This window comes from Nocardia sp. NPDC004722 (genome assembly GCF_053601505.1).
This window is the reverse complement of sequence record NZ_JBSGBY010000375.1, coordinates 1-8,345: the sequence shown is the minus strand read 5'-3', so window position 1 is coordinate 8,345 and position 8,345 is coordinate 1. Positions and strand designations below refer to the sequence as shown.

Sequence of the window (8,345 nt, the reverse complement as noted above, 5' to 3'; positions counted from 1 at the left end):
CGGATCGTCATCGCCCGGTTCCCGGCCACCCGCCGCCGGGCCGTCGCCCCCGTCGTCACCCGACCCGGGCGGCTTGGCCCCGCCGGATTCGTTTCCGCCCGAGGCCGTTTCCTCCGCACCCGTGGCATGCTCCCCCATCACGGCGGCGGCCTCGTGTACGCCCGCAGCGGCCTCATGCGCGCCCGCGCCGGTTTCGGATTGGCCAGTGCCAGCGCTTGTTTCATGGTTGCCGATGCCGGGCCCGTCCAGGCCGGTGCTGTTCTTGTATGCACCGTCGTAGGTTTCGAAACCGCTGGTGTGAGTGTCGTGTTCGGTGCCGGTGTATTCGTGCGGAAGTTCCGGGGGTACGAAGCCTTCTGCCAGATTCGAGCGATAGTCCTTGGCGTTGTACAGGATTCGGCCGCAGTTGCTCGGCACGTCGTGCAGCATCGAGTTGCAGTTGGCGCAGGCGGGCGCGGGATCGGCCACGTCGACGGGATGTTTGCCGTTGCGTTCCTGCAGCCAGCGCGGGTCGAAACGGAGCTCGCCGAGCACCTCCCGGCCCAGCGGCGGCGCGGGAGTCTCCGGTCCGTGGGTACGCGCCCACTCCGCCTCGTGTTCGCGCTGACGCGCCCACAGCAGCTCGTTGACGGCCTTCACCTCGGCGTGCCGCAGCGGCTTGTCCTCGTGCGCACGACCCTGCAACACCCAATCGCCCTGGGCCGGTTTGCCATCCGGGCCCAGCATCACATTGCCCTCGGCGTCGCGTACCGCCTTGCCGTCCGGGCCCTGCAGCGGCCGCTGCACATGCTCGGTCGGCGACGCCATGACCGGGTGCTGCCAGTCGTCGAGCGCGTGATGGTTCTCGCGCAGCAGCGGGTGCACTTCACGGTCATCGATGAGGTCGGTGTGGCGGCCGTTGATGCCCTCGGTGATCAGGCCGGTCTTCAGATCGATGGCGAGGGCGCTGCACGGGCCGTCCTTCTTCTCCTTGGCCTGTGCGTGCTCGAGGGCGCGATCGTGGGAGCGTTCCGCCAGGTACTCGTGCGCGGGCTTGCCGTCGATCGTGCGGATGAGTCCGTCGGGTCCGAGTGTCACCCGGTCGCCGCGCGGATCGATCTCCTCGACGATCGCGCCACGGGTCTTGTCCCGCTCGAAGTTGTCGTCGTTGATGTTCGGGGCCGGACCGGGATCCAGCACCTCCTCCGGCCACGACATCGGATGCTCGTTCGGCTCGGTCGCCGACGGCGGCTTGTACGGCTCGTCCCCGGCATGCTCGCCCGGGGCGTGATCGGCGCCGCCCGCGCCACCGTCGTGGTCGTGCTCGTCCGGCCGGTGCTCCTCGGACCCTGCGGGGTGCTCCTCGTGGTCGGGTCGGGCGTGCTCCTCGATCCGGTCGAGGCGTTCGGTCATGGCCTCGTGCCAGTCCGAATGGCCGAGCCGATCGAATTCCGGCTTCAAGGCGTTCAGCCGCTCGCGCACGGCGACGATCTCCGAACGCGTCAATTCGTGGTCGTGCCAGACGGTTTCACCGCCTGCCCGCTCGGTGAAATGCGCGGCGAACTGGCTGGGTGCGTGGCCGGGGCGGCCTCCGCCGAAGCCGAGGCTGTGGTCGATCCCGGTGATGCCGCCGTCCGGGCGGACCATCCAGTTGCCGGCATTGCGGTCCGGCATGTCGATCAGCGCGTCGAACAGGCCCATCCGCCGACCCTGCGGCGTATCTCGGTACAGCTCAGCGGGATTCATGTGATCCGAGTGATGGTCGCTCGCGGTGCCGCCCGGCACCACCTCCATGTAGACGACCCGGTCGCCCTCCAGGTGCACGCGCGGGGTGTCCGAGCCCGCCGCGTGACCCACCAGCGACGCGAGATGCTCCGCGTCGGCGTGCGCGGGGACCGTGGTGGTCTTGCGAATCAGCTGGGTGCCGTCCTCGAAGGTGACCAGCTCGACCCGCTCGGCGCGGCGCATCGCGCCCTCGCTGAGCACCTCGCTGGACACCTCGCCCGACGCGATCGCCTCGCGGACCCGATCGGAGAAGGCATGCTGATCGGCGAGCGGATCGGCCGGGTGACCGTCGTGGGCGGGGGTACCGGGCGGGTGAGGCTCGTCGGCGGCATGCTCGCCGTTGTCGTGCTCACCGGCGTTGTGCTCGCCCGTCGGTTCCTTGCCGATACCGGGAATGTGCTCGGGCCTCGCCGTCGCCGCGGGCTCCGGCTGCCGATCGGAATCCGTTGCGGCTTCGGCGGTTCCGGGGTGCACGCGCGGCGCGAACTTCGGATCGAGACCGTGCCGGGTGCGGATGCTGAGCGGATCGGCCGCGGTGCCGTCGGCCTTGAAGAGGATGGCGTGGGTGCCCTTCGTCTCCACCGGGACCACCGGCGGATAGCCGTGCTCACGACCCGCCGCCGGGTCCTTGACCACGATCTCGCCGCCCTCGTTGACCAGCAGGTAGGCGTGTGCGCCGACACCGTGCTCGTCGACCGGACCGGCATAGTGGTCGACCACCAGCGCCGCGGAGCCGGGGCCCAGCTCGCGCAGTTGGTCGGCGATGGCGTCGTGGCCCTCGAAGGTGCGCAGCTTGCCGCCCGCCGCCGCGACCAACTGCTTGGCGGACATGCCTTCCGGGCCGATCTCGTGCTCGGGCACGATGATCGAGTCGTTCCCGGTGAGCTGCCGCAACAGCTCCAGCGACTCCGCACCGCAGTTGCCGGGCTGCTCCCGCTCCGGCGGGGTCTCCGGCGAATCATGGTGTCCGGCACTCGAATCGGCGGGCTCGTCGATGGTGCCCGGATGCTCGGCCGCACCGTCTCCACGTTCGGGTTGGCCCGCGCGGCTCTCACCGGTCGACTCGGCATGATCGCCGCGGCCGCGAGACTGTTCCGCGCCGGTGGTCTCGTGCGAACGCTCGCCCTCGGACCCGTGGCGGGCGTTGTGCTCCGCGGCGCGCGGGACGGCATGGTCGCCGAGCGGAATCGGGGCCACGAGGAAACCGTCACTCGGGGTGGCAGAGTCGCGGTGCTCATCGGCGGGAGCGCCCTCGTGCGCGCGCTCACCCGGCTTCGCCGAACCGTCTCCGGCGGCGTGCTCGCCCGCGGGACGGTTCGTTCCATGCTCGCCACGCCGATGCTCGGCCGCCGGATCACGCTGGGGCGCTGTCGATTCCGGGCGGTCGGCGGACTCATCGGGCAGGCCCTCGTGGCTGCGCGGCTCCGTCTCGGCGGTGCGGTCGTCACCTTCGCGCGGGCGTCCCTCATCGGCTGCGGCGGAATCATCTGCGCGCGTGCCGCTCTCACGCTCCGCAGGGGCGTCGCCGCGATCAGCGACGGGTTCGCTTCGGTCTGCCGCGGGGTCGGTTCGCTCGCCGAGCGGCTCCTCCCGGCCCGCAGGCTCGTTCGGCCGGTCAGCAGCCTCGTTCGTCCGATCAGCTGCCTCGTTCGCCCGGTCAACAGGCTCGTCCGCGCGGTCAGCTGGCTCGTTCGGCCGGTCAGCTGCCTCGTTCGCGCGTTCCCCGGTGTCACGGGCAGGATCCTGCCGCTCCGCACCATGTTCCGAGTCGGCCGACCTGAGCTGCTCGTCGTGCGCACCGGCCGGATCGCGGGCCTCGTCTACGGACGGCCCGGCGGAGTCGCGATCCGCGGCATGCGGGTCGCCGACCTCGTCGGTGGCTGACCGGGGCGCTTCCTCACCGGAATGCGGTTGCTCCGCAGGGTTTTCGGCCGGTGCGGCGTCATCGCGGGCAGCGGGCTCGGGAGCCTCGCCCGCGCGGGTCTCGGCCGGAGCTTCCGAGCGGTCGGATTCCGCAGGTCCTTCGGTGCGGGACGGGTCGGATTCGTGGTCGGCTGCGGCGGCGGGATCACGCTCGCCGACCGGAGCCGCGTCATGTTCGGGGGTGACCGGTTCATGCGTGGGCTCGGCGGACTCAGGACGGGCCGCGACCGCTTCCTCACCCGGGCGCGGTTGCGCCGCACCCGACCGGGAGTCGGCGCCCGTCTGCGGCTTGGCGTCCGAACCCGCTTGCGCGCGAGCGCTTTCCGGACGGGCCGAGTCGGGGCGGGCGCCGGTGGCGTCGCCCGCGCGGGCTGGCGTCGCACGGTTCTCGGGGGTCGCGCGGGGAGTGTCCGACTTCGGGGTATCCGATTTGGGGGCGTCCGGCTTCGGCGCTTCCGAGCGCGGGGTCTCCGAACGCGGCGCTTCCGAACGCCCTTCCGCGGTGGCGGTGCTGTGCTGCGGCGTCGCGGAATGGGCGGCGTCCGGAGCCACGACGGAGGTGGCGGCAGCAGCGATCGGGGTGTCACTCGCACCGGACGCGGCACCCGACGACTCATGCGGTGCCGCACCGGAGTTCGCGCTCTGCGGCGACATCCCACGGCTCTGATCACCCGAATCACCGTGCGGCGTGGCACCCGCCTCCTGCGGGGCGGCCGCCGCGTGTGCGCCCGCATCCGTCTGCGGGGCGGCCGTGTCGTGGGCACCGGAATCCGCCGGTGCGGCAGCGGCCGTATCGCGCGGGCCCGCCTCGGCGGGCGCGGACGCCGGGGTGTCGCGCGGACTCGAATCCGCCTGCGCGCCGGTGTCGGCGGCATCGCCCGCGCGCGGAGCTTCCGAGCCGCCCGTATTCGCCGAGCCACCGGTGTTCGCCGCCCCGCTCGCGTCACCGGCGCGGGTCCCGGAGCCGGAGGGTCGGGCATCCGCCGGGGCGGATCCGCTCGACGTCGGCTTCGCCTCGGCGGGCGCGGACGCCGGGGCCGCGCCGCGCGATTCGACGGGAGCCGAAGACCCGGCGTTCTGCGCCGGGGCGGAACCGTTCTGCGCCGGGGCGGCCGCGTTCTGATTCGGGCCGGACGCGGCATCGGCGACCGGCGCCGGGGCTTCGTGCTTACCCGCCTGGACACCGGAATCGACCGAACCACCCGGGTTTTCGTGGTTGCCTGCCTGCGGCTGCGTCCCGTGGGCGTCGCCGGTGGTGGCGGGAGCGCCGTCATGGGTCTGGCCGTGATCGCCGCCGGTGGTGGTCTGACCGTGATCGCCGCCGGTGGCCTGCTGGTCACCCTCCGGCGCGGTGCGATCGGCGGATCGGCCATCCGTGCCGCCGACACCGGTATCGCCGCCTTGCGGATGCGCGGCACTGCCGTCATTGGCAGGACGGGCATTCGCGTTGGGATCGCTGCTGTCACCGGTGAATCCGGCCGGGTGGGTGCTGGGTCCGCCGCTGTCACTGGTACGCGCGGTATCACCGCCGCCCGCATGCCCGGCAGCACCGCCGGTATCGCCGCCACCGGTATGGACCGTGTTCCCCAGCCCGTCCGGTCGCGCGCCCACATTCGCCAGGTCGGAAGGCACGCCCGCCTTCCACGCCGACACGCGCGGCTCCCAGAAACTGTGGGATGCAGTGTGATTCAGTCCGGACAGACCGCCATTGGAGACACCCGCCGTGAGCATGCGGGGATCGAAGTTGGTGAAGGCGTTGCCCGCGTTCTTCCAGGCCTCGCCCCAGCCGTGCTGGTAGGCGTCGAGACCCAACTGCGCACCGGTCCCCGCCAGGAATCCCGCTCCCGCACCGGCCAATCCGGCACTCGTCCCGGTAATGGCCGCGCTGAGATAGTGGTTGATGGTCGAGCCCTCGAAGTGCTCGCCCAACGCCTTGCCGACCTTGCCACCGGCAATGCCACCGGCGGCCGAACTGACGGCGGTGACCCCGATCTTGCCCCAGTCGAAGTCCTTACGGTGCCCGGCCGCGATCTGGTAGCCCTCGATGCCCACTTCCTGGAGCACACCCAGCCCGGCGTCCATGACGAAGTGCCGCAACATGAATTTCGCCAGCGACGACCCCACCAGCTTGGCGACGTACTCGGCGATCCGCTCGACCGCCGCCTTGCCGATGATGCGCACGGCGATCCGGGTGGCCGCCTGCGCGGCCGCCTCCACGGCCGGGGCGGTGGGCGGGAAGATCCAGGCCGCCGCCATCTCGAACGCCAGCATGGCCAGCGACGAGTAGAACATCAGCTTGGTCGACTCGATCTCGGTGCCGGTGCTGTCGACCGAATCGCCCAGCTGATCGAAGAAGCCCGCGAGATCCAGGATGGAGGTGTTGCCGTCCTGCTTCCCGCCGACACCGGCCATCATGTCGAACTGCTTGGCCATCTGATCGCGGCCGTCACCGTCGACATACGCGGCCAGCGTCGCCGACTTGGCCGCGTCCATACCCGAGACCTGGTTACGCAGACCGTCGGCCGCGTTCTTCCAGTAGGTGGCCAGGTCCCACATCTGGTCTTCGTTGCCCTCGGGCCATTCGACCCCGACGATCCAGCCCAGCCATTCGAGTTCCGAGGGCAGTTCGAGAGCCATGGTCGGCTACCTCGCCCAGCGCGGTCGTATCACCATCCGGAATCGGTGGCCCCGCCCCGCCGCGGCTGCGCCGCATCGGTATTCGTCTCGGCCTCGCGATAACCGCCCAGGCGCTCGGCCGATTTCGGCGGAGCGGTCGAGACGACCGGCGGATCCGGAATCGCGAGTTCCTTACTCAGATCGGGCATTCCGGGCACCAGGTCGGCGAGTGTGGGCAGTCGCTTCCGGTTCTGCGACACCGGCGCCATGATGTCGCGACCGCGGCGGGCCACCTCCGCGGCGGCCTGCTGGGCTGCCTCGGTGACCGCCCGGGCGATCTCCGGATAGTCCAGATCTTCGATGTCGGCGTGGAATTTGGTCTCGATCACGGTGCCGTCCGCGTTCACCGTCACCGTCACGCGCTTGCGCACCGTGACCGAGGCGGTCAGCGCCGCCCGCTCCCGCTGCAGCTGGGTGATGACGCGCATCTGCTCGCCGAAACCCTCGAGAATGTCGGCCAGTTCGGCCTTCTGCCGCTCGTTGCTCATTGCGCGGCCTGCTGGAAGGCCTCACGGTTGGCCTCTTCGGTGGCCAGCAGCTTGTCCGCCGAATCCTTCTGCGACTTCGAGAAATTCGCGAAGGTACCGGCCATGTTGGTCGCGCCCTCGAGAATGTTCTTCTTGCTGGCCACGTAGCCCTGATCCCCCTCGGCGAACTGCTTGCCGAGCGAATCGGTGCCCCACGGCGTGCCCAGCGCGTCGGCCTGCGCGGTGAAGGTGTTCACCACACCGTTGATGCCGTCCCGCACCTCGCCGGTCCGCTGCGACGCCGTGATCAGCAAATCATGGTAGGACTCCAGCCGACCGCTCATGCTGTTGACCTTGTCAGCCCCGGGCAACCAGTCAGTAGCCGGAATATTAACGGAGAGTGCCGATTCGAGCGGAAGGGGCACCGACCGGTGGTCGGTGCCCCGCTCTCAGACCTCGTCCTCGCCACGCCACTCCATATGCTGCAGGATCTGATTGACGCACCCGCCGAGCACCGAGGCGAACTTGTGCGCGTCCACGCCCTCCGCGATCGGCGTCTCCGAATCAAGATTGATCAGGTAGCGGCCGTCCTCGGGCAGATCCCGCCACAGGAGCGTGGACACCGCGAGACCGCGCGGTCCGTACTTGGAACGTCCCTGCACCACCCGCATCGCACCCGTCCGTTCGGCGGGTGTGGAAAGGAATGCGAGGCTGCGGGTTTCGAACGATTCCTCGAAACTGTCGAACGCGCCCGACGAGGTCGAGTAGGGATCGCGCTGCGGCACCGCCGGGCCCTTCACGATCGACACCGCCGGCTGCCAGCCCGCCTCACGCGGCGGCAACTGGGCGATCAGCAGCGCGGGCATCGCCTCCGGCTCGCACTCGAGCATGGTGATATTGCCGCTGTGCTGCAGCGATTCGGCCGGATCCTGCTTGATCACGAAGGCGCGTTGGCCACGCCGCGCCGCATGCAAGCGGATACGGCGGGCCGGATTACGGAAATCGCTGTCCACCCACGACTGGACGCCGACCCAGACCTCCGGGCGTGCGACCGCCTCGAAGGCGACCCCGAAACCCGGGCCCAACTCGGCATCGAGCCTGGTCCGGGTCTGCACCATCTCGTACTCGTATTCGGACTCCACCACGATCCGGCTGGTGAACCGGAACGGCTGGGGCATCCGGCCGCCCCGATAGCGTTCACACAGCGCCTGGAACTCGAGATCGGTGAACTCCCACTTCATGACTCGATCACCGGCAGCTGGGCCTCGAGCGTGTGCGCGAAGGCATCGACGACGTCCCCGGGCGCGGGATCGGCACCAGCATGCACGCCGTCGGTGACCAGCGCGGCGGATGGAGCAGCCGCCAAACCCATGACCGGTTGGGCGAGTTCGCCGTCCAGGCCCGTGCGATTGAACAGGTTGGTGAACGACGGCGTATCGGGGGCCAGCGGCAACGCGCCCGGCGCCAGGCCAGGTGCCAACGGCGGCAAGCCCGCCGACGGGGAACCGGTCGTCT

5 protein-coding genes are annotated in these 8,345 nt (G+C 70.4%); all 5 read right to left on the bottom strand.

Annotated elements, in window-relative coordinates:
- The coding region (locus ACWELQ_RS29905; RefSeq protein ID WP_452400377.1) for a WXG100-like domain-containing protein at nucleotides 1-6,324 on the bottom strand (6,324 nt) is incomplete at its 3' end.
- A 29-nt stretch (nucleotides 6,325-6,353) separates the two neighbouring features.
- Entirely contained in the window at nucleotides 6,354-6,851 is a 498-nt protein-coding gene (locus ACWELQ_RS29900; protein WP_452400376.1) for a YbaB/EbfC family nucleoid-associated protein, read from the bottom strand.
- The gene (locus ACWELQ_RS29895; RefSeq protein ID WP_452400375.1) at nucleotides 6,848-7,174 is read right to left on the bottom strand and encodes a hypothetical protein; all 327 of its coding nucleotides are present in this window, start codon (nucleotides 7,172-7,174) and stop codon (nucleotides 6,848-6,850) included. The genes ACWELQ_RS29900 and ACWELQ_RS29895 overlap by 4 nt, the downstream gene beginning before the upstream one ends.
- 105 nt (nucleotides 7,175-7,279) lie before the next feature.
- Entirely contained in the window at nucleotides 7,280-8,071 is a 792-nt protein-coding gene (locus ACWELQ_RS29890) for an ESX secretion-associated protein EspG (RefSeq protein WP_452400374.1), read from the bottom strand.
- A partial coding sequence (locus tag ACWELQ_RS29885) for a hypothetical protein (RefSeq protein WP_452400373.1) occupies nucleotides 8,068-8,345 on the bottom strand: 278 nt, incomplete at its 5' end. The genes ACWELQ_RS29885 and ACWELQ_RS29890, both read right to left, overlap by 4 nt.